Source organism: Streptomyces djakartensis, from assembly GCF_014651075.1.
GTDB classification, from domain to species: Bacteria; Actinomycetota; Actinomycetes; order Streptomycetales; family Streptomycetaceae; genus Streptomyces; species Streptomyces djakartensis.
The window spans coordinates 234,883-259,897 of record NZ_BMWE01000010.1 but is presented as its reverse complement, the minus strand read 5'-3'; the positions used below and the strand labels follow the sequence as shown (position 1 = coordinate 259,897).

Genomic DNA, 25,015 nt, shown 5'->3' with positions numbered 1-25,015 from the left:
TGTGATGGGGCGGGCCTGGAGTTCTGACGCCCTCAGCGTCGCATGTCGGCGGGGCGGGCCGGGAGGAGCCGATCGCCGCTGCGACCGGCGGCCCGCTCAGCCGGTGGAACCGGCCCGCAGCTTGGCGAGGTCGGCCTTGACGGTGTTGATCGGGATGGCGAAGCCCAGGCCGACGCTGCCCGCGTCGGAGGAGGACGAGGCCGCGCCCGTCGGCGAGTACATCGCGGAGTTGATGCCGATGATGTTGCCGTTCATGTCGATCAGCGCACCGCCGGAGTTGCCCGGGTTGAGGGACGCGTCGGTCTGGAGCGCCTTGTACGTGGTGGTGTCCGAGCCGGTGTCGCCGTTGAACTGCCGCCCGCCGAACTCGAACGGCCACTGGTCGCCCTGCCCCTGGCCCCACTGGTCCTGGCCCTGGCCCTGGCCCTGGTCCTCCTCCGTCGGGACCGTGACATCACGGTCGAGGGCCGAGATGATGCCGCTGGTGACGGTGCCGGACAGCCCCTCGGGTGAGCCGATCGCCACGACCTGGTCACCGACCTGGAGGCCGGAGGAGTCGCCGAGCGTCGCCGCCTTCAGGCCGGAGGCGTTCCGCAGCTTGATCAGCGCGAGGTCCTTCTTGCTGTCGGTGCCGACGACCTTCGCGGAGTACGACTTGCCGTCGTCGGTCGTCACCTTGATCTGCGAGGCGCCGGAGACGACGTGGTTGTTGGTGACGATCTCGCCGTCGCCCGTGATGATCACGCCGGAGCCGGTGGACGACCCGGCGCCCGAGTCGGCGCTGATCTCGACGATGCTCGGGCTGACCGCCCTGGCGACCCCGGCGACCTTGCCCTTCTGGCTGGAGGGCACCACGTTGGTGCTGGTGGAGCTGGAGGCGACGGGGTCGTTGCCGGTCAGCTCCTGGATGCCGTAGGCGGTGCCGCCGCCGATCGCCGCGGCGACGATCGCCACGGCGGCTATCAGGGCCATGGGTCCACGGCCGCGCTTCTTGTGAGCCTGTGCCGGGGTGTACGCCGGCGGGGGCGGCCACTCGGGGTTCACCGGGGCCTGCTGCTGACCCTCGTAAGGGTTCTGGTTCTCGCCACTGCGGTGGAAGCTCTCGGTCATGTGTCAGAGCTTGTCGCCCGACCATGAGAGCTTCCTGAGTGCATCCTGAGAAGCCCGACAGAACCTCGTATGCCCGATATAAAGACGCTTCAGCGGGCGTCGTACGGGCGCTTCGGGAGGCGCTACTCGCAGCCGCAGGAGTGCCGGACGACCAGTCGCGACGGGAACACCTTCAGCCGTTCCCGCCGCGCCCCCGCCACCCGCAGCCCGTCGTCGAGGACGAGGTCCACGGCCGCGCGGGCCATGGCCGGACGGTCGGAGGCGATCGTCGTCAGCGGCGGGTCGGTCAGCGCCGCCTCCTTGATGTCGTCGAAGCCGGCCACCGCCAGTTCGCCGGGGACGTCGATCCGCAGTTCGCGCGCCGCCCGCAGCAGGCCGATGGCCTGGTCGTCGGTGGAGCAGAAGATGGCCGGCGGGCGGTCGGGGCCGGAGAGGATCTTCAGGGCGGCCTGGTAGGCGTCGTAGCGGTTGTAGAGGGCCTCGAAGAGGCGGCCCTCCGTGGAGATGCCGGCCTCGTCCATCGCGCGCCGCCAGCCCTCGACGTGGTCGGAGACCGGGTCGCCGACCGCGGGGGTCTCCGCGATGCCGCCCATGCAGGCCACGTACGGGTGGCCGTGCTCCAGCAGGTGCCGCACGGCGAGCTGGGCGCCGCCCAGGTCGTCCGTGACCACGGCGACGTCGTCGATCGCCTCGGGCCGCTCGTGCAGCAGCACGACCCGGGCGTCCCAGGCCTCGATCTCGGCGGCGGCCAGGTCGTTGAGCGCGTGGCTGACGAGGATCAGGCCCGAGACCCGCATGCCGAGGAAGGCACGCAGATAGTGGACCTCTCGCTCGCCCACGTAGTCCGTGTTGCCGACGAGCACCATCTTCCCGCGCTCGGAGGCTGCCTGCTCGACCGCGTGCGCCATCTCCCCGAAGAAGGGCTGGCGGGCGTCCGGGATGATCAGACCTATGAGATCCGTGCGCCGGGACGCCATCGCCTGGGCGACCCGGTCGGGCCGGTACCCCAGCTCCTTGATCGCGGCGAGGACACGCTCGCGCGTGGCCGGGGCGACCGGCCGGGGTCCGTTGTTGATGACATAGCTGACCACGGCAGTGGAAGTCCCTGCCAGCCGCGCCACATCATCCCGAGTCACCTTGGCCACGCGCGGAGTCTACGCGGATATACCGGCCCTGGGCAGGGCGTAAAGGAGGTTCCTGGGATTACCCGACTGTTTCCGATCGTCGTCCGACCCCTCTGGCGGGATTTCCACGTCCCTTTACGCCTTGGCTTACGTCTCGGCTAGGCCTTGGCGCCGGATTTCGTGGTGTCCAGGGCGGCCGACTCGTCCGCGTCGTCCCGCTTCGCCGTGGCGGCGGCCTTGGCCTTCGCCTCCTCGGCGGCGCGCTCCATCTTCTCCGGCTTCTCCGGCGTAACGAATCGATAACCGACGTTCCGGACGGTGCCGATCAGCGATTCGTGCTCGGGTCCGAGCTTGGCGCGCAGGCGCCGTACGTGCACGTCGACCGTGCGGGTGCCGCCGAAGTAGTCGTAGCCCCAGACCTCCTGGAGCAGCTGGGCGCGCGTGAAGACGCGGCCGGGGTGCTGCGCCAGGTACTTCAGCAGCTCGAACTCCTTGAAGGTCAGGTCGAGGACCCGGCCCTTGAGCTTCGCGGAGTACGTCGCCTCGTCGACCGACAGGTCGCCGTTGCGGATCTCCATCGGGGAGTCGTCGCTGACGATCTGCTGCCGTCCCATGGCCAGCCGCAGCCGCGCCTCGACCTCCGCCGGGCCGGCGGTGTCGAGCAGGACGTCGTCGATGCCCCAGTCGGCGGTGACGGCGGCGAGACCGCCTTCCGTGACGATCAGGACGAGCGGACAGCCGGGCCCGGTGGAGCGCAGCAGCTGGCACAGGCTGCGGACCTGCGGCAGGTCGCGCCGGCCGTCGACGAGGATGACGTCGGCGCCCGGGGTGTCGACGAGCGCGGGGCCCTCCGCGGGGGCCACTCGCACGTTGTGCAGGAGCAGTCCGAGGGCGGGGAGCACCTCCGTCGACGGCTGGAGGGCGTTGGTCAGGAGCAGCAGAGAACTCATACGTCTGGTTCCTCCTCGGTCCCTGCGAGGACGTTTGTTGGTACAGCACTGGCTCTGCGATCCCGAAGGCCCCGTACACCTGCGGTTTCCCGCTTCGTATACAACGCTTCCGAAAGCACAAAAGGACCCGGGGGCTACGTTGCCCGAGTCCTCTGCCCAGCAGAATAGCCCACATGAGCTCTGGTTCGGCAGGTCATGTGGCGCGATCCACGGTTCGTCCGCACTCTGAGACGACCGGCAGAACGCCTTTGCGAACGCCTTCGCGGACTTTTCTGCGTGCCTCCGACGGCGTGACGATCGACGCCGTATACGACCCGGGTGCGGCCGTGTACGACGCCTCCCGGACACCTGGCGATCATCCCGTGTTCGTCGTCGCCCACGGCTTCACCGGCGCGGTGGACCGGCCGCACGTGCGGCGGGTGGCGCGGGCCTTCGCTCGGTACGGGGCCGTCGTCACCTTCTCCTTCCGGGGGCACGGGGCGTCCGGCGGACGGTCCACGGTCGGGGACCGCGAGGTGCTCGACCTGGCGGCGGCCGTGCGGTGGGCGCGGGAGCTGGGGCACGCGCGGGTGGCGACGGTGGGGTTCTCCATGGGGGGCTCGGTGGCGCTGCGGCACGCCGCTTTGTACGAGCGGGGCGGGGCGGACGGGGAGGGCGGCGAAGGCGGCGAGGGCGGCGAGGGTACGGACGCGGTGGTGTCCGTGAGTGCCCCCGCCCGCTGGTACTACCGGGGGACCGCCCCGATGCGGCGGCTGCACTGGCTGGTGACGCGGCCCGAGGGGCGGGTGGTGGGCCGGTACGGCTTCCGTACCCGGATCCACCACCGGGACTGGAACCCGGTGCCGCTCTCGCCGGTGGAGGCGGTGCCGAGGATCGCTCCGACGCCGCTGCTGATCGTGCACGGCGACGCCGACGGCTACTTTCCCCTCGACCATCCGCGCATGCTGGCCGCGGCCGCGGGTGACCAGGGCGAACTGTGGCTAGAGCCGGGCATGGGGCATGCCGAGAACGCGGCGAGCGACGATCTGCTGGGCCGGATCGGGGAGTGGGTCGTGGGCCGGGCGGGCTAGCCTTGCGGGGTTCACCGACAAGCGATTGAGGAAGCAGATGCCAAAGGTCACGGTGCGCTACTGGGCCGCCGCCAAGGCCGCGGCCGGGGTGGCCGAGGAGCCGTACGAGGCGGCCACGCTCGCCGAGGCGCTCGACGGGGTGCGCGAGCGGCACCCCGGTGAGCTGGAGCGCGTGCTGCGGCGATGCTCGTTCCTCGTGGACGGTGACCCCGTGGGCACCCGCGGACATGAGACGGTACGGCTGGCCGACGGCGGCACGGTCGAGGTGCTCCCGCCGTTCGCAGGAGGGTGACGATGACCGACCAGCCCGATCAGCCGTACGAGGGCTACGACCCGTACGGGCAGCAGCGACAGACGCCGCAGGCGTGGCCCTACCAGCAGGGGTATCAGGGGCAGCAGGGGCATCAGGGGTACGACGATCCGTACGCCGCCCAGCAGTACACGCAGCAGTGGCAGGGGCAGACCTGGGAGACGCAGACGCACGCGCAGGTGCCGGCGGCGGAGGAGACGGCGTATCTGCCGCCGCAGGGGTACGAGGTGCCGCCTCCCGCCGCTGCTGAGGTCGCCGGTGCTTCTGCCTCTGCTTCCTCTTCCGAGTACGGCCCCGCCACTCTCGCCGGGAACGCGCGTCTCACGGAGGCCCAGCGGGCGCGGGCGGAGGGGCGTTCGCCGATCATCGAGCCCGGGTTGCAGCCGGCCGCGCTGACGGCCCTGCTGGGGCTGCTGCTGGCGGGCGCGGCGGCGGTCGGGACGTACGCGCTCCTGGTGCCGCTCGTGGTGCTCCAGGCCGTCACCGCCGCGGGCTGGTTCCGGCTGAACGGGATGTGGCCGGCGCGGCAGGGCATCGCGCTGGGCTTCGCGGGGGCGCTGGTCGCGGACGTGGCACTGCTGGTGTCGGACCGCTCGACGTCCGCGATCCTGGGGACGCTCGGGGTGTGGGTGCTGCTGGCGCTGGTGCTGCAGCTGCGCTCGCACGCCGACCCGGACGAGCGGATGTACGGCCTGATGGCGACGGTCGCGGCGTCGGCGCTGGCGATCGTCGCGGGCGGGTACCTCGCGGCGGAGGCGGACGCGGTGACCGTGGGCGCGATCGGGGTGGCGGTCGCGATCCTGGCCCGTGCCGTGCCGCTGCCGACGACGGCGTCGGTGGTGGTGGCGCTGCTCGCGGGGGCCGGTGCGGGCGTCGCGGCCGGTGCGCTGACCGACGTGGGCACGTCGGGCGCCCTGCTCGGCGCGGGCGCCGCGGCGTGTGCCCTGATCGGGCACCGGGTCGCGAGCTACGACTATCCGTCGCGCTTCGTCCACTTCACCGCGGGCGTGGCCCTGCCGCTGGCGGCGGCTGCTCCGGTGGTCTACGTCCTGGGGCGGGCGCTGGTGTAAGCCCGGAACAGCTGCTCGCGGCGGCCCGGAAAAAAAGTCGAAGAAAGTTGTCGCCGGATGTCGAGGACCTGCTTCCCGCTCCGACTGAAGGGTGAGAGCGCGCCGAGGGGGCGGGCGATACGGGGAGGACACCCGAGATGAAGTACGTCGCGATGATCTACGGCAACCAGGCCAAGTGGGACTCCTTCCCGGCCGAGGCGTGGCCGGAGGCGATCGCCAAGCAGGAGGCGTTCAACAGGAAGTACCGGGACAGCGGCGAGCTGGTGGGCGCCTATGGCCTCGCGGATGCCGCCGCCGCCCAGCTGGTGCGCCGTGAGGACGGGGCCCCGGCCGTCACCGACGGGCCGTACCTCGAGACCAAGGAGTACATCGCCAGCTTCTACCTGCTGGACTGCGAGAGCCTGGAGCGGGCGCAGCAGATCGCCGCGGACATGCCGTTCGCCGATGTCGAGCCGGTGGAGCTGTGGCCGGTGCTGCACGAATCCGCGGCGGACATGTGAGCACCCCGAACCACGGGGCCGAGGACCTGCTGCGCGAGCTGGCGCCGCAGGTCCTCGGCGTGCTCGTCCGCCGGTACGGCGCCTTCGACGCGTGTGAGGACGCCGTCCAGGAGGCGCTGCTGGCCGCTGCCCTGCGGTGGCCCGGGGAGGGGGTGCCGGACAGTCCGCGCGGCTGGCTGGTGACCGTCGCGTCCCGCAAGCTGGTCGACCAGGTGCGCAGCGAGGCGGCACGTCGCCGCCGTGAGGACGCTCTCGCGCTGGCCACTCCGCAATCCGCGCTGCTGGCACATTCCGCCGACGCCGTGCCCGCCTCGGACCAGGACGACTCCCTGGCCCTGCTGTTCCTGTGCTGTCATCCCTCACTGTCCGCACCGAGCCAGATCGCGCTGACCCTGCGTGCGGTCGGCGGACTGACCACCGCGCAGATCGCCGCGGCCTTCCTGGTTCCCGAGGCGACGATGGCCCAGCGCATCAGCCGCGCCAAGCAGGCCATCAAGACGGCCGGCACCACCCTGTCCCTGCCGGAGGGCTCCGACGGTGTCGAGCGGCTGGCCGCCGTCCGCCACGTGCTCTACCTCACCTTCAACGAGGGTTACAGCACCACCGGCGGCACCGACCTGACCGCTCCGGAGCTGTCCGCCGAGGCGATCCGGCTCACCCGGCTGCTGCACCGCCTCGTGCCCGAGGACCCCGAGACCGCGGGGCTGCTCGCCCTGATGCTGCTGACCGAGGCACGCCGCCCGGCACGTACCGGACCCCACGGCGAGCTGGTGCCCCTGGCGGAACAGGACCGTGCCGACTGGGACCGGGCGCTCATCGCGGAAGGCGTGGACCTGATCAGCCGCACCCTGCCCCGCGGGCAGGTAGGGCCCTACCAGCTGCAAGCCGCCATAGCCGCCGTGCACGACGAGGCCGAGCACACCGACGCCACCGACTGGCCCCAGATCCTCGCCCTGTACGACCTTCTGGAGCGGTTCGGGCCGAACCCGGTGGTGAGCCTCAACCGCGTCGTCGCGGTCGCCATGGTCCAGGGCCCGGCCGCCGGCCTCGACCTGCTGGCGCGGCTGGAGAGCGACAAACGCCTGGCGCGCCACCACCGGCTGCTCGCCACCCGTGCCCACCTGCTGGAGATGCTCGGCCGGCACCAAGCCGCCGCGTGCGCCTACCGGGAGGCCGCCGGCCGCTCCGCCAGCGGCCCCGAGCGCCGCCACCTCACGCAGCGCGCCCAACGCCTTGAGAACCCGGCATGACCTTGGGTGCGACCCACTCGGCCCCGGCGACAGCGTCGAGCACTCGCCCTGTCACAGGTGATCGACAATCCCCGGCTCTCACTCCTCACGGAGTTACGCTCACGCAAGGGACGGCCACCGGGTCGTCGAAACTCCGGACCGGTGGGGGATACACCGCATGCGCGCACTGCGAATACTGCTGATCTTCGTCGTGATCCTGGGCGGACTGTTCGTGATCGCCGACCGCCTCGCCGTCAACTTCGCCGAGGACGAGGCCGCGGACCGCCTGAAGACCACCGAGAACCTCGCCACCACCCCGGACGTGTCCATCAAGGGCTTCCCGTTCCTCACCCAGGTCGTCGGCGGTTCCCTCGACGACATCGAGGTGGGCATCAGGAACTACGAGGCGGCCACGGGCAGCGGCGAAGGTGCCCGGAAGATCCGTATCGACGACCTCCGCGCCGACATGAAGGGCGTCGAGTTCTCCGGCGACTACAGCTCCGCGACGGCCACCAGCGCCACCGGCACGGCCACCATCGCCTACGACGAGCTGCTGAAGACGGCGAAGTCGGAGCCCACTCAGATCGCCCCGGGCGTCACCGCCAACGTCGTCGGCCTCTCCGACGGCGGCAACGGCAAGATCAAGGTCGCGGTCGAGGCGACCGTCCTCGGCACCAAGCTGCCGGAGCCCGTCTCCGCGCTCGGCTCGGTGACCGTCGTCGACGGCGACACGGTACGGGTGAAGGCGGACGGCCTGCCCAAGTTCGCCGGGGTGGACCTCGCCGAGAACCGGGTCCGGTCCATCACCGACTTCCAGCAGAAGATCGACGGCCTTCCCGGCGGCATCCAGCTCGACCGGGTCCAGGCCGCACCGGACGGTGTCGAGATCGCGGTGAAGGGTTCCAACGTCCGCCTGGCCGGGTAGGAACGCGCGAGGTGGTGGACCAGCAGTGTCCGGTGGGTGAGACGGTGGCGTCCGGGCCTCAGTTGTGACGGCCGAAACGTTGGGTCAGGGTTCTCTTCCTGAGGCTCCGCCACCCCTCTGAATCCCATATTGCGGATTATCTCGTCTCAGTATGCGACACGCCGGTGACACGCGCACCCTGCCGTCCTTACGATCGACGACATGAAGCGACAGGCGGATCTCACGAAGCGGCGGGCAGTAGACCTGTGCCGCGTCGCCGCCATGCTCTGTCGCACCTTCTGAGCGACCGCGTCGGCCGTGCCGCCGGCGCGCGCATCCCCGCCGCCCTGCATCAAGGGCACCCGTGCGCCGCCCTGTCATGGGCGCGTGCCCGCAGACCTCGTATGCCCCGCCGTAACTGCCCCGGAGGAGAAAGAGCATGAGCCGCAGCGACGTCCTGGTCGACGCCGACTGGCTCCAGGAGCACCTGGACGACCCGACCATCGCCATCGTCGAGGTGGACGAGGACACGTCCGCCTACGAGAAGAACCACATCAAGAACGCCATCCGGATCGACTGGACCCAGGACCTGCAGGACCCGGTCCGCCGTGACTTCGTCGACCAGGAGGGCTTCGAGAAGCTCCTGTCGGAGAAGGGCATCGCCAACGACCACACGGTGGTCCTGTACGGCGGCAACAACAACTGGTTCGCCTCGTACGCGTACTGGTACTTCAAGCTGTACGGCCACGAGAACGTCAAGCTCCTCGACGGCGGCCGCAAGAAGTGGGAGCTCGACGCCCGCGAGCTGGTCGCCGGCGACGAGGTGCCGGACCGCCCGAAGACGGACTACAAGGCCAAGGCCCAGGACACGTCCATCCGCGCCTTCCGCGATGACGTGGTGGCCGCCATCGGTTCGCAGAACCTGGTCGACGTGCGCTCGCCCGACGAGTTCTCCGGCAAGCTGCTCGCCCCGGCCCACCTGCCGCAGGAGCAGTCGCAGCGCCCCGGCCACGTGCCGAGCGCCCGCAACATCCCGTGGTCCAAGAACGCCAACGACGACGGCACCTTCAAGTCGGACGAGGAGCTCAAGGCCCTCTACGAGGAGGAGAGCGTCGACCTGGCGAAGGACACCATCGCCTACTGCCGCATCGGTGAGCGCTCCGCGCTGACCTGGTTCGTGCTGCACGAGCTGCTGGGTGTGGAGAACGTCAAGAACTACGACGGCTCCTGGACCGAGTACGGCTCCCTGGTGGGCGTGCCGATCGAGCTCGGCGCCAACAAGTAAGCAACCCGACCGACCTTTCCAGACTTCCTCAGGAGTACGACATGTGTGGTGCGAAGGCCGGCGGCCCCGACGCCTCGACGATCAAGCCCGGTGAGACCACGATCCAGGGCCAGGTGACCAAGGACGGCGAGCCCGTGGTCGGTTACGTCCGCCTGCTGGACTCGACCGGCGAGTTCACGGCCGAGGTGCCGACCTCGGCGACCGGACAGTTCCGCTTCTACGCGGCCGAGGGCACCTGGACCGTCCGCGCCCTCGTGCCCGGCGCCACCGCCGACCGCACGGTCGTCGCCCAGCAGGGCGGGCTGGCGGAGGTCGCGATCGCCGTCTGACGGCGAGAGGGCCAGTAGGGGCCGCACCCCCCGGGTTGGACGCCTGGGGTGCGGCCCTTCGCCGTTCCCGGACCTACGCTGGACGTATGTACGCACGGCGGCGGCGGAGCTACTTCGTGATGATGGGCTGCTGCATCGCGCTGTTCGTCCTGGCGTGGGGTGTCGTGCGGCTGTGGTCGGTCCCGGTGGCGGTGGGGATGTGTGTCGTCGCCATGGTCATCCCGCCCGTCGCGGCGATGGTCGCCAACCGGCGGGGGCCGGAGGACCGCTGGTGGGACGACCCGTCCGGGGATCCGCAGTCCGACGAGTGGTGGGACGAACTGGACGGCAAGAAGCGGCCGCGGTGAGCGTCGCGTCCTTTCGTCCGCGGGGTATCCGGGCCCCATGAGGCTGACAGCGGCGGTTCTGGACGCACCCGACGCCCGGGAGCTGGCCGCCTTCTATCTGCGGCTGCTGCCCGGCTGGCGTGTGTGGCGGGACGAGGACGGCCCTGACTGGGTGCACATCCGCCCGCCCGACGGCGGCACGGGGCTGTCCTTCCAGACCGAGCCCGCCTATCTGCCGCCCGTCTGGCCGAGCCGTGCGGACCGGCAGCGGATGATGGTCCACCTGGACATCGAGGTCGACGACCTGGCCGCGGAGACGGCCCGTGCCATCGCGGAGGGTGCGCGTCTCGCCGAGTTCCAGCCTCAGGCCGGCGTGCGGGTGCTGCTGGACCCGGCGGGGCACCCCTTCTGCCTTTACACGGGGACGTCTCAGTAGACGAGCGCCTGTGTCCCGTCCGCCAGCGCCTCCTGGACGAAGACCTGCGCACCGGCGATGCGGACGCCGTCGATGACGTCCTTCTCCGTGATCTCGCGGCGGGCCGCGCACTGGGTGCACAGGGTGATGCGGCCGGCCGCCAGGACCGAGTCCAGCAGGTCGGGAAGCGGGGCCGCGTGCGGCAGTTCGAACTCGGCTGCCCGGCCGGGCAGCGCGAACCAGGACGACTCACCGGTCAGCCACAGGGAGACGTCCACGCCGCTGGCGACCGCCACCGCCGCCACCGTGAACGCCTGCGAGCACCGCTCGGGGGCGTCGGCCCCCGCCGTCACCTTGATCACCAGCTTCTTCGCCATAGCCGGAATCGTAGTGCCGAAGGGGTCCGCGTAAGCTGGGCCAGGCCCTGCGCACACATCCGCACCCCGCTCAAGGAGCACCCCGTGGAGCTTTTCTTCGAAATCCTGTTGGTCCTGGTCGCCGTCGGCGTCATCGCCTTCGCCGGACTGACCGTGAAGAAGCTGTACCAGGGCCAGCGCTGACCCACGTCTAGGAAGTTCTGATGATCGAGATCCCGTCCGACCTCCACAAGGACCTCGTCCCGCTCGCCTTCCTGCTGGGCAACTGGGCCGGCGCCGGGGTGCACGACTTCCCCGGCTCCGAGAAGTGCAACTTCGGCCAGGAGGTCACCTTCACCCACGACGGCCGGGACTTCCTTGAGTACCACTCCCACTCCTGGGTGCTGGACAAGGACGGCAACAAGGTCCGGCCGCTGGAGTCCGAGCACGGCTTCTGGCGCATCGACGCCGACCGCAAGGTCGAGGTGACGATGACCCGCGACGACGGCGTCATCGAGATCTGGTACGGCGAGCTGGCCGACCAGAAGCCGCAGATCGACCTGGTGACGGACGCCGTGGCCCGGACGGCCGCGTCCCAGCCCTACAGCGGCGGCAAGCGGCTGTACGGCTACGTCAAGAGCGACCTGATGTGGGTCGGCGAGAAGCAGACCCCCGAGGTCGAGCTGCGCCCCTACATGTCGGCCCACCTGAAGAAGGTCGTGACGCCGGAGGAGGTCGAGCGCTGGGCCAAGGCCCTGCCCGACGACATGCCGGACGACGGCATCGCCTTCTTCAAGTAGTCCCCGCCCGCGCTCTTCAGGGCCCCGCCGATGCCGCGGGGCCCTGTCAGCTGGCGGCGATCGGCGCCACGCTCGCCGCCCTCGACGACAAGATCCAGGCACACACCGAGATCGCCCGCGCGACCCGCGAATACCGCAGCGAGCTCGCCGACGCCCAGATGAACGGTGTTCTGTCGGCCGAGCCGTGACCCGGCCCGCATCGGCCTAGACTGGACGCCGTGGTGAGCACCGACTGGAAGAGCGATCTGCGGCAGCGCGGCTACCGGCTGACCCCGCAGCGGCAACTCGTGCTCGAAGCCGTGGACACCCTGGAGCACGCGACCCCCGACGACATTCTCGCGGAAGTGAGGAAGACGGCGTCGGGGGTCAACATTTCCACGGTGTACCGGACGCTGGAGCTCCTGGAGGAGCTCGGGCTGGTCAGCCACGCGCACCTGGGGCACGGGGCGCCGACGTACCACCTCGCGGACCGGCACCACCACCTGCACCTGGTGTGCCGTGACTGCCAGAACGTCATCGAGGCGGACGTCTCCGTGGCCGCGGAGTTCACCGCCAAGCTGCGGCAGACGTTCGGGTTCGACACCGACATGAAGCACTTCGCGATCTTCGGCCGGTGCGAGGACTGCACGCTCAAGGCTTCAACTACCGAGTCGTAGGCTTAGGGATATGAAGAGCCCCCTGCTGACCCTGCCCGGCGCCGTCCCAGCCGAGGGCGCGGACGAAGGTGTCGCCGCCCACTACGGCGACCTGTTCCGCGAGCAGCGTGCCCTCGCCGACGGCACCGGCTTCGTGGACCTCTCGCACCGGGGGGTCGTCACCGTCACCGGCGAGGACCGGCTCGCCTGGCTGCATCTGCTGCTCACCCAGCACGTCAGCGAGCTCCCGGCGGGCCGGGCGACCGAGGCGCTGATCCTCTCCGCCAACGGCCACATCGAGCACGCGCTGTACCTCGTCGACGACGGCGAGACGGTCTGGGCCCATGTGGAGCCGGGCACCCAGGACGCGCTGGTCGCGTACCTGGAGTCGATGAAGTTCTTCTACCGGGTCGAGGTTCTCGACCGGACGGCCGACACCGCGGTGGTGCACCTGCCGGCCGGTTCGATCGCCGAGGTGCCGAAGGGCGTCGTCGTACGGGAGACGCCGTACGGCCGCGACCTGTTCCTGCCGCGCGCCGAGCTGGAGACGTACGCGGAGCAGGCGGGGCCGCCCGCCGGGATCCTGGCCTACGAGGCGCTGCGCGTCGAGCAGCACCGGCCCCGGCTCGGTTTCGAGACCGACCACCGGACGATTCCGCACGAGCTGGGCTGGATCGGCTCGGCGGTGCACCTGCAGAAGGGCTGCTACCGGGGGCAGGAGACGGTCGCCCGGGTGCAGAACCTGGGCAAGCCGCCGCGCCGGCTGGTCTTCCTGCACCTGGACGGCAGCGAGGTCCACCTGCCGGCCGCCGGCACCGAGCTCCGGCTCGCGGACGACGGCCCCGACGGCCGGAAGATCGGCTTCATCACGACCTCCGCACGCCACCACGAACTCGGGCCGGTCGCCCTGGCCCTGGTGAAGCGGAACGTGGCCGTGGACGCCCCGCTGATGGCCGGGGACACGGCCGCCGCCCAGGAAGTCGTCGTCGAGCCGTAAGGCCTGTTCTACGGCTTTGACGCTTGTAGACCTTTCGGGTCAGATTTCGATCTGCACGGTGAACGGGCCGTCGTTCGTCAGCGATACCCTCATCGCCGCGCCGAAGCGGCCCGTCGCCACCGTCGCCCCGAGGGAGCGCAGCTGGGCGACCACCTCGTCGACGAGGGGTTCGGCGACGTCACCGGGGGCGGCGGCGTTCCAGGTGGGGCGGCGGCCCTTGCGGGCGTCTCCGTAGAGGGTGAACTGGCTGATCACCAGGAGCGGGGCGTCGATGTCGCTGCAGGACTTCTCGTCGTGCAGCATGCGGATCGACCAGAGCTTGCGGGCCAGCTGGGCCGCCTTCTCCTTGGTGTCCTCATGGGTCACGCCGACCAGGACGCACAGCCCCTCGCCCTCGATCGCGCCCACCGTCTCGCCGTCCACGACGACGCTCGCGCCGTCCACCCTCTGCACCACTGCTCGCATACGTCCATCATGCAGGGCGGTGAACGCGAGGCCGCGGGCGGTTCGCCCGTGGCACGAACGGGTGGTTTGCATCGGACCTCAACGGGCCGCCCACGGACGTATTTTGCTGCCTATCCGCCCATCTGGGGTCTATCGGGGGCACTCGTTCCCATAGCGGCCACTTGGGGTGGCACGATGCTTTCACACACCGGTCGAGGGGACGGTTGAGGCACATGAGCACATCCAGCACCGGGCAGCAGTCGGGGGCTGTCTGGTCGACGTACACGGGGATCGCGGCGACGGAGTACCACCGGCCGCCCACCCAGCGCACCGACAGCCCGCCGCTGCCCTCGGACGCTCCCGAGCGGGAGCCGGCCGCGCTGAACCTGCCCGAGCTGCGTGCGCTGCGCCGCGACGCCCAGCGGGACGAGGCCGACCTCAGTTACGTCCGGCGGCTGCTCCAGGGGCGGATCGACATCCTGCGGGCCGAGCTGGCGCGACGTGCTCCGGCGGATCCGGTCCGCGTCGACGAGCCCGCGGACGCGTCAGTGGTCCAGCGGCTGGCGGAGATCCTTCAGGACGCTCCCGCCCGGAGCCGCTCCTCCGCACGTCATGTGACCCTGGGTACGCCGCAGGGCGAGGAGTACCGGCGGCTGGCCGCGGAGATGCTCGCCGACATCGAGCTGTCCGACCTCCCCTCGCGCTCGGACGCCGAGCTGACCGCGGCGATGGGGCGCCTCGTGCGCTGCGAGCAGCAGATCTCCCGGCGGCGGCAGCGGCTCCAGCGCACCGCTGACGAGTGCGGTGCGGAGATCGCGCGCCGGTACCGGGAAGGGGAGGCGCAGGTCGACGACCTGCTCGTGTGACCGCCTGGCGGGGATGAGAGGGGGTCCGGTCGGAGATTCACGCGACACCGACCGGGCCTCCGCCTACGTTGAGTCAATGACCCCCGCCCCCCGAGCCGACAGCGTCGACGTACGCCCGATCACCGAGGCCGAGCGGCTTCCGGGCGCCCGATGACCTGCTGCCGCACTTCCTGCCGGATCCGAGGGCGGCCAGGACGTACGAGAGTGGGGGGACGCTGGTGCTGGAGGTCGCCGGCGTGGACGGTGTGACCGGCGGGCGCTACCGGCTGGACGCCTCGGCCGGCGGGGCGCCCTGTGCGCCGACCACCGAGAGCGCGGACATCACGGTGGGGCTGGGCGACCTGGGGGCGCTGTGGCTCGGGGACGAGTCGGCGGTGCGGCTGGCGGCGCTGGGGCGGGTGCGGGAAGAACGAGCGGGCGCCGCCCGGAAGGCCGACGCCCTGCTGCGTACGTCCAGGCGGCCTTGGTGCCCGGACATGTTCTGAGCCGCTCCCTTCCGCCGGTGGGCAGGAACCCGCGTCCGCAGCGAGCTGTCGGGACTCCCGGCTCCCCTCCGGAGGGGAGCCCCGTGGCGGGTGGCCAACCCCGTGAAGACCTTCACCATGCTGCTTGAGTTGGCGACCAACTTCACTGTACTTATCTCCGCTTGGAGGCGTCTCATAACCACCTGACCCGTAACTCCCGGAAGATGGCGGTGAGTTGTACTGTTCACGTGGTGGCGTGATGACTCACAGGGCGGGCCCTGTCATCAGCAGCGCGAGCACGACCGCTCCGGCGGAGCTGACCGCCGGGCTCTTGGCCTTGATGCCCACGGTGAGAAGGATGAGGCCGACGATGCCGGCGGGGCCGTACTTCCACTCGACGACCTGCTCGAAGGCGACGACGAACGCGGCGGAGAGGAGAGCGAGGGCGGGCATGGGCGTTCCCCCTTCGGAAGCAAAACTTCCGCCAACTCTGGAAGTTGGCAGCCAACTCTGATTTAGTTGTCCCCACTTGGTGGGTGATAACAAACAACTTTCAAACAACTCTCGTCAGATGGATCAAAGTTGTAGCGTTTGGTCGTGACCCAGGGGAGCGTGGCGGAGAACGTGGCAGTGAACGGCAGCAGAAGGCTCTCGCCCCAGGAGATCGCCGACAGCCTGCGGGAACGCATCCGGGCCGGCGATCTCAAGCCCGGCGACCGTCTGCCCACCCAGGCCGAACTCGCGGAGGAGTTCGGAGTGGAACGCGGCACCGTCCGCCAGGCCCTGCGGGCCCTCCAGGAGGACGGCCTCCTCACCGACGTCAGCAAGGGCAGCCCGCCGAGGATCGCGGCTCCCGCCCCGGCGCGGCGCGGGCCGCAGCCGACGATGGTGGGTCTGGCGCCGCGGTTGACCGAGGCGTTCTCGGCGACGGACGTACGCGTCGACGTCGTCTGCCACACGTCCGAGACGCTGATGGTGGCGCTGGGCGAACCGGTGCGCCTCATCCACGAGGGCAGCATCCGCCCCGCCTCGATCGACCTGCGCATCCTGCTTCCCTCCCGGGACATCGAGCTCGCCTTCCCCCGCCTGGTCGAGGAGCAGGGCGCAGGAGACCCCGTCCACGAGCGGTGGCTGGAGATGCGCAACGCCCAGCTCCGTGTCCTCCAGCACAACCTCCAGGCCCTGCGCTCCACCCACGGCATGGACGTGCGGGTCCGCTTCCGCGCGCTGCCCTTCACGCCGCCCGTGAAGCTGTACCTCCTGAACGGGGAGGAGGCGCTGTTCGGCTACTACACGCTGGTCCGGCGCGAGGAGGAGTGGGGCAGCCGGACCCTCGACATGTACGACGCCCTCGGCTCCCAGTCCCTGCTGTTCTCGTTCGTGAAGCGGGTGGGGGACCGGGATGCGGTGTTCGTGGAGGAAACCCAGAAGTGGTTCGACGCCCTCTGGGAAACCATCACGACGGACCTGACACTTCCCTAGTGACTTCTGATACGACGCAGACCGAAGTGGCGGCATCCGGGATTGAGACCGACCCGGAGCGGCTGCTGGATTTGATCAGACCTGCCCGCGTGGTGCTCTGGGACTTCGACGGGCCGATCTGCCGGCTCTTCGCCGTCCGCAAGGCCGAGCAGGTGGCGGGTGAACTGGTGGAGTGGCTCGAGGCGCGGGGCCTGCACGGCCTGATGTCGGGGCCCGAGCGCGAGTCACTGGACCCGCATGTCGTGCTGCGTGCCGTCGACCGCCGGCAGCCGGGCAGCGACCTGGCCGCGGAACTGGAGGAGCGCCTCACCCAGGAGGAGTTGCGCGCCGCGGCCACGGCGTGGCCCACCGCCTACGCCGACCCCTTGATACGCACCTGGACGGCTGTCGGGTCCCGCCTGGCCATCGCCAGCAACAACTCCCCGCGGGTGATCCGTGAGTACCTCACGGGCCGGGGTCTCCTCTCCTGCTTCTCCCCCCACGTCTACGGCCGGACCGGGAACCTCCGGCAGCTCAAGCCGGATCCGCACTGCCTCAACCGCGCGCTGAACGCCATGGGCGCCGCCCCGGCCTCCGCCCTGATGATCGGCGACACGCCGTCCGACTTCCGGGCCGCACGGCTCGCGGGCGTGCCGTTCCTGGGCTTCGCGCGGGGCGACCGGCACGCCAAGCTGCTGCGGGAGGCCGGCGCCGGGGTCGTCGTGCAGTCGCTGGAGCCGCTGCTGGAGCTTCTGCGGGCCGGGGCGGGACCGCGGTTCAGCGGCCCGGGAACGTGACCGGTTCCATTCGGCTTGGGACGTTCTGAGTTCAACGGCACGTCGGGAAAGTCAAAGGCCCGAGCACTCAGAGTGAAGAGTGCTGTCCAAATAGTGACACGCGGTGAGTCACTCCAGTCGCCGTACTACTCTGTGCGCCCATGTCGTCCCCTCTGCCCCGCAGAGCGTTCCATTCGCTGGCACGCCGACTCGCGGAGGCGCGGCGCCGCAGCCCCGATGGGGAGGTGGTTTCCGGCCATCACAACACCAACCTCGTCATGCCCCTGGGGACTCCGCTGGCCCTCCTGCTGCGGCAGCGGTCCGGGGACGTTCTCGCCAAGTTCCGCACGCCCCTGCCGGCGATCGAGGTGGTGCCGCGGATCTGGCGACGGGAGTCCGAGCTGCTGCGGGTGCTCGACGGCCGGGTGCGTCATGTGCCGCGCTGCCTGGCGGACTTCGGGGAATGGTCCCTGCACGAGTACCTGCCGGGCCCCACCCTCGCCGAGGCGGCGCCCGCGGGACAGCGGATCGGACCGGGCCGGATGGCCCGGCTGGCCGGGTTCTTCGCGGAACTGGCCGGGGTGGCCGGCCGCGAGCTGCCGGCGCTGCCCGCGGACTGGCCGGACGACGGCGACAGCGAGGGCTTCCTGGGCTGGCTGGCCTGCTTCGCCGAGCAGCGGGTGCACCAGGCCAACCGGCCGCGGTTCGGCATGCTCTTCGACGCCGTCGGCATCCCCCGCGACGCCGTCGAACGGTTCGTCAGCACCCTGCCCACGGCGGCCCAGCGCCCCTTCGCCCTGCTGCACACGGACGTACACCGGGCCAACGTGCTGGTCCTGCCGGCGCCGGACGGCGAGCGGCTCGCGGTGATCGACTGGGAACTCGCCCTGTACGGAGACCCGTTGCACGACCTCGCGACGCACCTGGTCCGGACGGAGTACGACAAGGACGAGCGCGAGCTGATGATCGACCTGTGGACGCAGGCGATGCGCCGCGCGGGACACGGTGAGATGACCGCCGACCTGGACCGCGGCCTGCGCGCCTACCGCGACTTCGAGTACGTCCAGTCGCTGTACCCGGACGTGATGCGGGCCGCGCTCCACCTCCCCGAGCATCCCGGTGAGCGCGAACTGTCCGAGGCGGCCGGCCGGGTGTGCCGGGCGTTGCGGCGGGCCTGGCGGCCGCTGCGGCTGACGGGCGACCCGCGGGACGAGCAGGAGATCCGTGCGGCGCTGCGGCGGTGGCGTGCCGCGGACCGGGAGTGGCGCACCCGGCCGGTCGCGGACGCGCCGGGCGGCGCCGCGCCGGGCGGCGACCGGGGGCGGCCGGAGGGCATAACCCGGCTCGCCCGGACGCAGTGGCGGCGTACCCTGCGGCCACGTCCCGCGGCGGCGGAACCCAGGGAGCCGACAGGCGCGCGGAGCTGAGACGGGGCCGAGCGGGGAAGGCGGGCGGTACGGCATGGCTGTCACCATCGACGCGTTCACGGACGTACGCAGACTGCTGGCCGGTGCCCGTTGTGTGCTCTTCGACTTCGACGGGCCGATCTGCCGGCTCTTCCCCGAGGGCAGCTCCGCGCCGATCGCCGACCGACTCCGCAAGGAGGTGGACGCGTTCGGCGCCGGACACGTCCTCGACGAGGCCGAGCGCGCCGACAAGGATCCGCACGTGGTCCTGCGCGCGGTGCACGAGCGGGGCGGGCCCGGTCTGCGAGGACTGCTGAGCGTCCTGGAGGCACGGGTCACGGCGGGCGAGATCAGTGCCGCCGAACGCGTCGCCGCGCACGAGGAGTGGCACACCCCGTACGTGGACGCCCTCATCCACAGGCTGGCGCGGCGGCACGTCCCCCTGGCCGTGGTCACCAACAACTCCGCCCTCGCGGCCGAGGCGTACCTCGGCAGGCGCGGACTGCTCCGGTACTTCACCACGGTCCAGGGCCGCCGCCCGGGCGACCCGGGCCTGATGAAGCCCCACCCCGACGTCCTTCTCCGGGCCCTGCGCGTCCTGCGCCTCGGCCCCGAGGGCGCGGTGATGATCGGCGACACGGGCACGGACGTGGAGGCGGCGGCACGGGCGGGCGTGGCCTTCGTCGGCTACGGCCGCGACGAACGGAAGATCCGCGGGCTCAGCCGAGCCGGGGCCGGGGCGGTGGTCACCACGTACGGGCCGCTGGCCGAGGGTGAGTGGGAGGGCGGGCCGTAGGCTCGCCGCATGAGCGAGATCGGGCTGCGCGAGCGCAAGAGGCAGCGGATGTACCAGGTCGTGTCGGACGTCGCGATCCGGCTCTTCCTGGAGAAGGGGTTCGACGCGGTGTCCGTCGCCGAGGTGGCGGCGGCGGCCGAGATCTCCAAGCCGACGCTGTTCCGGTACTTCCCGGCCAAGGAGGACCTGGTGCTGCACCGGATCGCCGACCATGAGGGTGAGGCCGCGCGGGTGGTGACCCAGGCCAGGGGCGCGCCCGTGGAGGCGTTGCGGCGGCACTTCCTGGCGGGGCTGGAGCGGTGTGATCCGGTGACCGGCCTCAACGACGATCCCCGGGTGCTCGCCTTCCACGGCCTGCTCTACGAGACGCCCTCCCTGGTCGCCCGGGCGTACACGCACCAGGAACGGTCCGAGGCCGCGCTCGCCGAGGCGCTCGGGGGTGACCTCGACGCGCGGCTCGCGGCGGGGCAGATCATGGCCGTGCAGCGGATCCTGGCGATGGAGAACTGGCGGCGGATCGCCGCTGGTGAGCGGGCGGCGGACGTACGGGCGGACGCGGTGGCGGCGGCGGAGCGGGCCTTCGGGTGGCTGGCGGCCGGGCTGCCGCCGGGCCTGCGGGCCGGTACCCGGACCGGCTGATTCGCGACTGCTGACACAAGGTTGATACGGGGTAATAAATTTAACTCGGTTACGTTTTCGCGTACGCTCGCTGGAATGACGTCGACCGAACCTGCCCTCCAGCACGTACTCGACCGGGAACGCGCCCATCACGAGCGCTGCCGGGACGCCCTCGCCGCGATGGTCGCGGGCGCCGGTGAACAGGTCGTCACCGGTGAGGACGTCTCCGCGTCCGGTGCCGATGCCGAGGTCCTCGGCTACCGCCTGCGCAGCCGGGCCAAGGCGCTGCGGGAACTGCCCGAGGGGCCGTTGTTCTTCGGGGCACTGCGGGGCGAGGAGGGGGAGTTGCACATCGGGCGGCTGCGGGTCTCCGAGCACCCGGCCGAGCCGCCCCTCGTCGTCGACTGGCGCGCACCCGTCTCGCGGGCCTTCTACCAGGCCTCCGCGCGTGACCCGCAGGGCGTCGCCGTGCGCCGGCGGTTCGGGTGGGCGCCCGGCAGCCGGGGTGATTCCGCCGACCTCACCGGCCTGGAGGACGAGTACCTGGGCCGGGGGGAGGCCCGGGCCAGCGAGATCGTCGCCCGCGAGATCGAACGGCCCCGCGTGGGGCCCATGCGGGACATCGCCGCGACCATCCAGCCCGAACAGGACGACCTGGTACGAGGAGACCTGGCGATGTCGGTGTGCGTGCAGGGCGCGCCGGGCACCGGCAAGACCGCCGTGGGCCTGCACCGGGCCGCGTACCTCCTCTACACCCACCCGCAGCGCATCCGGCGCGGCGGTCTGCTGATCCTCGGCCCCAACCGCACGTTCCTGTCGTACATCGCGGAGGTCCTGCCCGCCCTCGGGGAGACGGGTGTGCGGCAGTCGACGCTCGCCGAGGAGATCGCCCGGTGGCCGGTCCGCGGTGCCGACGACGAGTCCGCCGCCGTCGTCAAACACGACGCCCGGATGGCGCGGGTGCTGCGGCGGGCGCTGTACGCGCGGGTGCGCACCGAGGGTGCCGGCCCGCTGGTCGTGCCGGACGGGTCGTACCGCTGGCGGGTGCCGGAGGCCCAACTCGCGAGGATCGTCGCGGATGTTCGTGAGGAGGAACCGCCGTACGGGGTCGGGCGGGAGCGGGTGCGGGCACGGATCGTGCGGTGTCTGCGGGAGCAGGCGGAGCGGCGGGCCGGGCCGCCCCCGAACGCCTGGGTGCGACGGGTCGAGCGGGCCCGGCCGGTGTCCGCGTACGTCGACGCCGTCTGGCCCCGGGTCCGGCCCGAGGAGGTCGTGGCCGGCCTGCTCGCCGACGAGGGGGCGCTGGCGGAGGCCGCCGACGGGCTGCTGGACCGTACTGAGCAGCGGGCGCTGCTGTGGCGGAAACCGCCCCGGTCGTGGAAGTCGGCGCGCTGGTCGGAGGCCGATCTGGTGCTCCTCGACGAGGCGGCCGGGCTGATCGAGCACCCGGCAGGGTACGGGCACGTCGTCGTCGACGAGGCCCAGGACCTGTCGCCGATGGAGTGCCGGGCCATCGCCCGCCGGGCCTCCTTCGGCTCACTGACGGTGCTCGGCGACCTGGCCCAGGGAACGACGCCGTGGGCGGCCCGGTCGTGGCCGGCGCTCCTCGCGCACCTCGGCAAGCCGGACGCGGCCATGGTCGCGCTGAGCACCGGCTTCCGCGTGCCGCAGGCGGTGGTCGGGCTGGCCAACCGGCTGCTGGAGCGGCTGGACGTGGACGTACCGGCGGCCCGTTCGCTGCGCGGGGGCGGGGAGTTGCGGGTGCGGGAGACGACCGCGGGCGGGGTGCCCGCGGCCGTCGTGGAGGCCGTACGGGAGGCCCTGGGGCGCGAGGGCTCGGTCGGGGTCGTCGCGGCGGACACGGACGTGCCCCGGGTGCGGGCGGCGCTGGAGGCGGCCGGCATCCAGGCGGCGGGCCCGCAGGAGCTCGGCGCGCGGCTGTCCCTGGTCCCGGCGAGCATGGTCAAGGGACTCGAGTACGACCATGTCGTGGCCGTCGAGCCGGCGGCCATCGCCGAGGCGGAGGAACGGGGCCTGCACCGGCTGTACGTGGTGCTGACCCGGGCGGTGTCGCGGCTGGAGGTGGTGCACGGGAGGCCGTTGCCGTTCTGACCGGTGCCCTGCCCGTCAGCTCCCGGCCCGTGGCGCGAAGGCCCCTCCCTCGCCGAAGGCCAGGTCGCCGAAGCGTTCGCCGATGCGGCGGTGCGTGGCGGCGTCCGGGTGGACGTTGTCGGGCAGCGGGAGTTCGGCCGCGTCGGACTCGCCGTACAGTTCGAGGCCGTCGAGGTAGTGGAGGTTCGGGTCGTCGGCGGCGCGCTGCCGCACGATCCGGGAGAGTTCCTCCCGGATGACGCCGAGCGTGAGCTTGCCGGTGGCCTTCTCCGCCGGGTCGCCCATGGCGGCGAAGAGCAGCCGGCCCTCGCCGAGGGCGCCGCGGTCCGGGGCGGTGGGCCCGGGCGTGTCCTCGTGGATCGCGCAGTGGATGGGGGAGACGAGCAGCAGGGGGGTGTCGGGGTGGCCCTCGCGGATCGTGTCGAGGAACCCGTGCACGGCCGGGGTGAAGGCGCGCAGCCGCATCGCGTCCTGGTTGACGATGTTGATGCCCATCTTGACGCTGATCAGGTCGGCCGGGGTGTCCCGCATGGCGCGCGCGGTGAACGGGTCGAGCATGGCGCTGCCGCCCAGTCCGAGGTTGACCAGCTCCACCTCGCCGCGGAACGCGGCGATCACGGGCCAGATGGCCGTGGGGCCCGCGGCGTCCGAGCCGTGGCTGATGGAGCTGCCGTGGTGCAGCCACACCCGGCGCCCCCGGTCCGGCACGGGTGCCACGGGAGCGTCCGTGCGCAGGGCGACCAGCTCGGTGGTCTCGTTGTGCGGCAGCCAGATCTCGACGTCCTTGTCACGGGCGGGCAGGCCGGTGAAGCGGACGGTGCCGACCGGGCCGGGCGTGACCTCCCCGTTGAAGGTGGCCAGGTCGACGGTGAGGACGTTGCCGCCGTTCCCGGCGGCCTGACCGGCCGGGAGGCCGTCGACGCGCAGGTCGTACAGGCCGTCCGGGCGCGGCGGGAAACCGGCGTAGTCGCGCTTGGTGCGCAGCGTGTCCAGTTCGACCGCGGTCGCGGCGGTGCGGAAGGCCAGGCGTACGCCGGAGGGCTGCGCCTCGGCCATCGCCAGCTGCGCGTTGGTGTTCTGCGCTCGGGCCCGGGCGGGGAGCCGGTGGGGGAGCAGACCGTGTTCGGTGCGCTCCACGTCGAGGGCGCCGCGCAGTAGCTCCGCCGTGAGGGGGGTGGTGATCCAGTCGTGCTCGGTGTGCATGGGGGTCAGCCTCGGGGGTCGGTCGGGGCCGCGGGCCAGTTCCGCAGCAGCGTGTCGAGGGCGTCGAGGATCCGGGCCCAGGTCTCCTCGGTGTCCGGTGCGCTGTGGCTGAAACCGCCGCCCAGCTCCAGGCTGACGTAGCCGTGGAAGACGCTGCCGAGCAGCCGGACCGCGTGGGTCTGGTCCGGTTCGGTCAGGTCGTAGCCGCGCAGCAGCGCCCGGGTCATCCGCGCGTGCCGGACACCGGCGCTCGCGGCCGCCGTCTCCGGGGCGAGCCGCAGCTGGGCCGCGGCGTAACGGCCGGGGTGTTCCCGGGCGTAGTCGCGGTAGACGTTCGCGAGCGCGGCCAGGGCGTCCTTGCCGGCCCGTCCGGCCAGGGCCTCGGCGGCCCGGTCGGCGAGTTCGGTGAGCGCGAGCAGGGCGATGCGGGTCCTGAGGTCCTGGGAGTTCTTCACGTGCGAGTACAGGCTCGCGACCCTGACGTCGAACCGGCGGGCCAGTGCCGAGACGGTGACCTGGTCGAAGCCGACCTCGTCGGCGAGCTCGGCGCCCGCCCGGGTGAGACGTTCCGCCGTCAGTCCGACGCGTGGCATCGAGCTTCTCACTTCTTCCATAAGGGTTTGTGTATCTGCCTAAATCTTATAGGTAACGATCTCGTACGGTCCGCCGGCGCGGGGCCGGTGGCCGACGTGGGGTGCGGTCCGGGCAAGGTGACGGCGTATCTGGCCGCCCTGGAAGTGCTCGTGTTCGGTGTGGACGTCTCGCCGCGGGTGATCGAGCTGGCGCGGGCGGCGTACCCGGAACTCCGCTTCACCGTCGGCTCGATGACCGAGCTGGAGATCGGCAGCGGCGAACTCGGCGGCATCCTGGCCTACTACGCCACCCACCACACTCCACCGGAGTGGCTGCCGACCGTGTTCGCCGAGTTCCACCGCGCCCTCGCCCCCCGGCGGCGTGCTGATGCTGGCCGGGCACGTGGGCAACGGCGAGCACGTGCGTCCGACCCGCGCCTACGGCGACCACCCGGTCTCCTTCGAGTCGTACCTGCTGCCGCCGGACCGGATCGCCGAACTCCTCGACCGGGCCGGGCTGGTCGTCATGACGCGGGTGGTGCCGAAGCCCGAGGAGGGAGCCAAGCGGCGGACGGGCACGTTTCTGGCGTGCAAGCCGAAGTAGGAGCGGTCGGCGCCCGATGGTTGGCCACCCCTGGTGCGGCCACACCCGCAGCCCGCCCACCGGCTCGGAGCCGTACGGGACGGGCGCCGCCAGGTCGTCGCCCTGCTCGTGGCCGACCACGGGCGGCGGGGGAAAGAGCCAGCCGGGCGCCCGCAGTACCATCGGCCAGGCCGCGTCCGGCCCGAGGCTGCTCGCCATGCCGTGAGCCCGGCACATCGCCGCACACCACTCGGCGTTGTCACGGGCGGCGGACGCGGACCAGGGCGTGCCGCGAAGTCGTCAT

The 25,015-nt window shown here is 71.6% G+C and carries 29 protein-coding genes and 2 pseudogenes; 23 read left to right on the top strand and 8 right to left on the bottom strand.

Annotated features, from left to right (window positions below):
• Nucleotides 1–96: 96 nt before the first annotated feature.
• The 3 genes from IE212_RS19470 to IE212_RS19460 all read right to left on the bottom strand — a co-directional run bounded on the left by IE212_RS19470 (nucleotide 97) and on the right by IE212_RS19460 (nucleotide 3,184).
• The gene (locus IE212_RS19470; protein ID WP_190199145.1) at nucleotides 97–1,110 is read right to left on the bottom strand and encodes a S1C family serine protease; all 1,014 of its coding nucleotides are present in this window, start codon (nucleotides 1,108–1,110) and stop codon (nucleotides 97–99) included.
• Between the two features lie 122 nt (nucleotides 1,111–1,232).
• The gene (locus tag IE212_RS19465; RefSeq protein WP_190199144.1) at nucleotides 1,233–2,255 is read right to left on the bottom strand and encodes a LacI family DNA-binding transcriptional regulator; all 1,023 of its coding nucleotides are present in this window, start codon (nucleotides 2,253–2,255) and stop codon (nucleotides 1,233–1,235) included.
• Nucleotides 2,256–2,392: 137 nt separating this feature from the next.
• On the bottom strand, nucleotides 2,393–3,184 hold the full coding sequence (locus IE212_RS19460) for a response regulator transcription factor (protein ID WP_190199143.1): 792 nt from the start codon (nucleotides 3,182–3,184) through the stop codon (nucleotides 2,393–2,395).
• A 173-nt stretch (nucleotides 3,185–3,357) separates the two neighbouring features.
• Between IE212_RS19460 and IE212_RS19455 the strand changes: the two genes are divergently transcribed.
• The 11 genes from IE212_RS19455 to IE212_RS19410 all read left to right on the top strand — a co-directional run bounded on the left by IE212_RS19455 (nucleotide 3,358) and on the right by IE212_RS19410 (nucleotide 10,643).
• Entirely contained in the window at nucleotides 3,358–4,254 is an 897-nt protein-coding gene (locus tag IE212_RS19455) for an alpha/beta hydrolase (protein WP_190199142.1), read from the top strand.
• 37 nt (nucleotides 4,255–4,291) lie between these two features.
• Entirely contained in the window at nucleotides 4,292–4,546 is a 255-nt protein-coding gene (locus IE212_RS19450; protein ID WP_010036212.1) for a MoaD/ThiS family protein, read from the top strand.
• 2 nt (nucleotides 4,547–4,548) lie between these two features.
• Entirely contained in the window at nucleotides 4,549–5,634 is a 1,086-nt protein-coding gene (locus IE212_RS19445) for a hypothetical protein (RefSeq protein ID WP_190199141.1), read from the top strand.
• A gap of 137 nt (nucleotides 5,635–5,771) precedes the next feature.
• Nucleotides 5,772–6,134, top strand: a complete 363-nt coding sequence (locus IE212_RS19440; protein ID WP_190199140.1) for a YciI family protein — start codon at nucleotides 5,772–5,774, stop codon at nucleotides 6,132–6,134.
• Nucleotides 6,131–7,384 (top strand): RNA polymerase sigma factor, encoded by a 1,254-nt coding sequence (locus IE212_RS19435; protein WP_190199139.1) that lies wholly within the window; start codon nucleotides 6,131–6,133, stop codon nucleotides 7,382–7,384. The genes IE212_RS19440 and IE212_RS19435 overlap by 4 nt, the downstream gene beginning before the upstream one ends.
• A gap of 157 nt (nucleotides 7,385–7,541) precedes the next feature.
• On the top strand, nucleotides 7,542–8,288 hold the full coding sequence (locus IE212_RS19430) for an LmeA family phospholipid-binding protein (protein ID WP_190199138.1): 747 nt from the start codon (nucleotides 7,542–7,544) through the stop codon (nucleotides 8,286–8,288).
• Between the two features lie 201 nt (nucleotides 8,289–8,489).
• Nucleotides 8,490–8,570: a putative leader peptide gene (locus IE212_RS35640; protein WP_350310325.1), complete on the top strand. Its 81-nt coding sequence runs from the start codon at nucleotides 8,490–8,492 to the stop codon at nucleotides 8,568–8,570.
• Nucleotides 8,571–8,706: 136 nt separating this feature from the next.
• Nucleotides 8,707–9,552: a sulfurtransferase gene (locus tag IE212_RS19425; RefSeq protein WP_190199137.1), complete on the top strand. Its 846-nt coding sequence runs from the start codon at nucleotides 8,707–8,709 to the stop codon at nucleotides 9,550–9,552.
• Nucleotides 9,553–9,593: 41 nt separating this feature from the next.
• On the top strand, nucleotides 9,594–9,881 hold the full coding sequence (locus IE212_RS19420; protein WP_003991226.1) for a DUF1416 domain-containing protein: 288 nt from the start codon (nucleotides 9,594–9,596) through the stop codon (nucleotides 9,879–9,881).
• 86 nt (nucleotides 9,882–9,967) lie between these two features.
• The gene (locus tag IE212_RS19415; protein WP_190199136.1) at nucleotides 9,968–10,228 is read left to right on the top strand and encodes a DUF3099 domain-containing protein; all 261 of its coding nucleotides are present in this window, start codon (nucleotides 9,968–9,970) and stop codon (nucleotides 10,226–10,228) included.
• A gap of 37 nt (nucleotides 10,229–10,265) precedes the next feature.
• Nucleotides 10,266–10,643, top strand: coding sequence for a VOC family protein (locus IE212_RS19410; protein ID WP_190199135.1), 378 nt, complete (start codon nucleotides 10,266–10,268; stop codon nucleotides 10,641–10,643).
• Here the strand turns inward: IE212_RS19410 and IE212_RS19405 are convergent.
• Nucleotides 10,637–10,999: a DsrE family protein gene (locus tag IE212_RS19405; RefSeq protein WP_030242974.1), complete on the bottom strand. Its 363-nt coding sequence runs from the start codon at nucleotides 10,997–10,999 to the stop codon at nucleotides 10,637–10,639. The genes IE212_RS19410 and IE212_RS19405 overlap by 7 nt on opposite strands.
• A gap of 203 nt (nucleotides 11,000–11,202) precedes the next feature.
• Between IE212_RS19405 and IE212_RS19400 the strand changes: the two genes are divergently transcribed.
• The 3 genes from IE212_RS19400 (at nucleotide 11,203) to ygfZ (ending at nucleotide 13,410) form a co-directional block, all read left to right on the top strand.
• Entirely contained in the window at nucleotides 11,203–11,778 is a 576-nt protein-coding gene (locus IE212_RS19400; protein WP_030242977.1) for a heme-binding beta-barrel domain-containing protein, read from the top strand.
• Nucleotides 11,779–11,996: 218 nt separating this feature from the next.
• A complete protein-coding gene (locus IE212_RS19395; protein WP_190199134.1) occupies nucleotides 11,997–12,434 on the top strand; it encodes a Fur family transcriptional regulator in 438 nt (145 codons plus the stop codon).
• 10 nt (nucleotides 12,435–12,444) lie between these two features.
• Nucleotides 12,445–13,410 (top strand): CAF17-like 4Fe-4S cluster assembly/insertion protein YgfZ, encoded by a 966-nt coding sequence (gene ygfZ, locus IE212_RS19390; protein ID WP_190199133.1) that lies wholly within the window; start codon nucleotides 12,445–12,447, stop codon nucleotides 13,408–13,410.
• A 39-nt stretch (nucleotides 13,411–13,449) separates the two neighbouring features.
• On the opposite strand, the gene dtd is transcribed toward ygfZ, so the two are convergent.
• Nucleotides 13,450–13,875, bottom strand: coding sequence for a D-aminoacyl-tRNA deacylase (gene dtd, locus IE212_RS19385; protein WP_030242984.1), 426 nt, complete (start codon nucleotides 13,873–13,875; stop codon nucleotides 13,450–13,452).
• A gap of 212 nt (nucleotides 13,876–14,087) precedes the next feature.
• Between dtd and IE212_RS19380 the strand changes: the two genes are divergently transcribed.
• Both IE212_RS19380 and IE212_RS19375 read left to right on the top strand, forming a co-directional pair.
• The gene (locus IE212_RS19380) at nucleotides 14,088–14,720 is read left to right on the top strand and encodes an RsiG family protein (protein ID WP_190199132.1); all 633 of its coding nucleotides are present in this window, start codon (nucleotides 14,088–14,090) and stop codon (nucleotides 14,718–14,720) included.
• 131 nt (nucleotides 14,721–14,851) lie between these two features.
• A pseudogene (locus tag IE212_RS19375) lies at nucleotides 14,852–15,205 on the top strand (sterol carrier protein domain-containing protein); the annotation flags it as partial.
• Nucleotides 15,206–15,448: 243 nt separating this feature from the next.
• Here the strand turns inward: IE212_RS19375 and IE212_RS19370 are convergent.
• Nucleotides 15,449–15,637 (bottom strand): hypothetical protein, encoded by a 189-nt coding sequence (locus IE212_RS19370; RefSeq protein WP_190199131.1) that lies wholly within the window; start codon nucleotides 15,635–15,637, stop codon nucleotides 15,449–15,451.
• A gap of 138 nt (nucleotides 15,638–15,775) precedes the next feature.
• On the opposite strand from IE212_RS19370, the gene IE212_RS19365 reads away from it, so the two are divergent.
• The 6 genes from IE212_RS19365 to IE212_RS19340 all read left to right on the top strand — a co-directional run bounded on the left by IE212_RS19365 (nucleotide 15,776) and on the right by IE212_RS19340 (nucleotide 22,353).
• On the top strand, nucleotides 15,776–16,666 hold the full coding sequence (locus IE212_RS19365; protein WP_229864443.1) for a winged helix-turn-helix domain-containing protein: 891 nt from the start codon (nucleotides 15,776–15,778) through the stop codon (nucleotides 16,664–16,666).
• The gene (locus tag IE212_RS19360) at nucleotides 16,666–17,442 is read left to right on the top strand and encodes an HAD family hydrolase (protein WP_229864441.1); all 777 of its coding nucleotides are present in this window, start codon (nucleotides 16,666–16,668) and stop codon (nucleotides 17,440–17,442) included. The genes IE212_RS19365 and IE212_RS19360 overlap by 1 nt, the downstream gene beginning before the upstream one ends.
• A 257-nt stretch (nucleotides 17,443–17,699) precedes the next feature.
• Entirely contained in the window at nucleotides 17,700–18,848 is a 1,149-nt protein-coding gene (locus tag IE212_RS19355; RefSeq protein ID WP_229864439.1) for a phosphotransferase family protein, read from the top strand.
• A 34-nt stretch (nucleotides 18,849–18,882) separates the two neighbouring features.
• Nucleotides 18,883–19,623 carry an HAD family hydrolase gene (locus IE212_RS19350; RefSeq protein ID WP_190199128.1) on the top strand — a complete coding sequence of 247 codons (741 nt, stop codon included), beginning with the start codon at nucleotides 18,883–18,885 and terminating at the stop codon, nucleotides 19,621–19,623.
• A 9-nt stretch (nucleotides 19,624–19,632) separates the two neighbouring features.
• Nucleotides 19,633–20,262, top strand: a complete 630-nt coding sequence (locus IE212_RS19345) for a TetR family transcriptional regulator (protein ID WP_190199127.1) — start codon at nucleotides 19,633–19,635, stop codon at nucleotides 20,260–20,262.
• A gap of 75 nt (nucleotides 20,263–20,337) precedes the next feature.
• Nucleotides 20,338–22,353 (top strand): HelD family protein, encoded by a 2,016-nt coding sequence (locus tag IE212_RS19340; protein WP_190199126.1) that lies wholly within the window; start codon nucleotides 20,338–20,340, stop codon nucleotides 22,351–22,353.
• A 15-nt stretch (nucleotides 22,354–22,368) separates the two neighbouring features.
• On the opposite strand, the gene IE212_RS19335 is transcribed toward IE212_RS19340, so the two are convergent.
• Both IE212_RS19335 and IE212_RS19330 read right to left on the bottom strand, forming a co-directional pair.
• Complete coding sequence (locus tag IE212_RS19335) at nucleotides 22,369–23,556, bottom strand: GDSL-type esterase/lipase family protein (protein WP_190199125.1); 1,188 nt, start codon at nucleotides 23,554–23,556, stop codon at nucleotides 22,369–22,371.
• 5 nt (nucleotides 23,557–23,561) lie between these two features.
• Nucleotides 23,562–24,149, bottom strand: coding sequence for a TetR/AcrR family transcriptional regulator (locus IE212_RS19330; RefSeq protein WP_190199124.1), 588 nt, complete (start codon nucleotides 24,147–24,149; stop codon nucleotides 23,562–23,564).
• A 57-nt stretch (nucleotides 24,150–24,206) separates the two neighbouring features.
• Between IE212_RS19330 and IE212_RS19325 the strand changes: the two are divergent.
• A pseudogene (locus tag IE212_RS19325) lies at nucleotides 24,207–24,732 on the top strand (class I SAM-dependent methyltransferase); the annotation flags it as partial.
• Nucleotides 24,733–25,015: the final 283 nt, after the last annotated feature.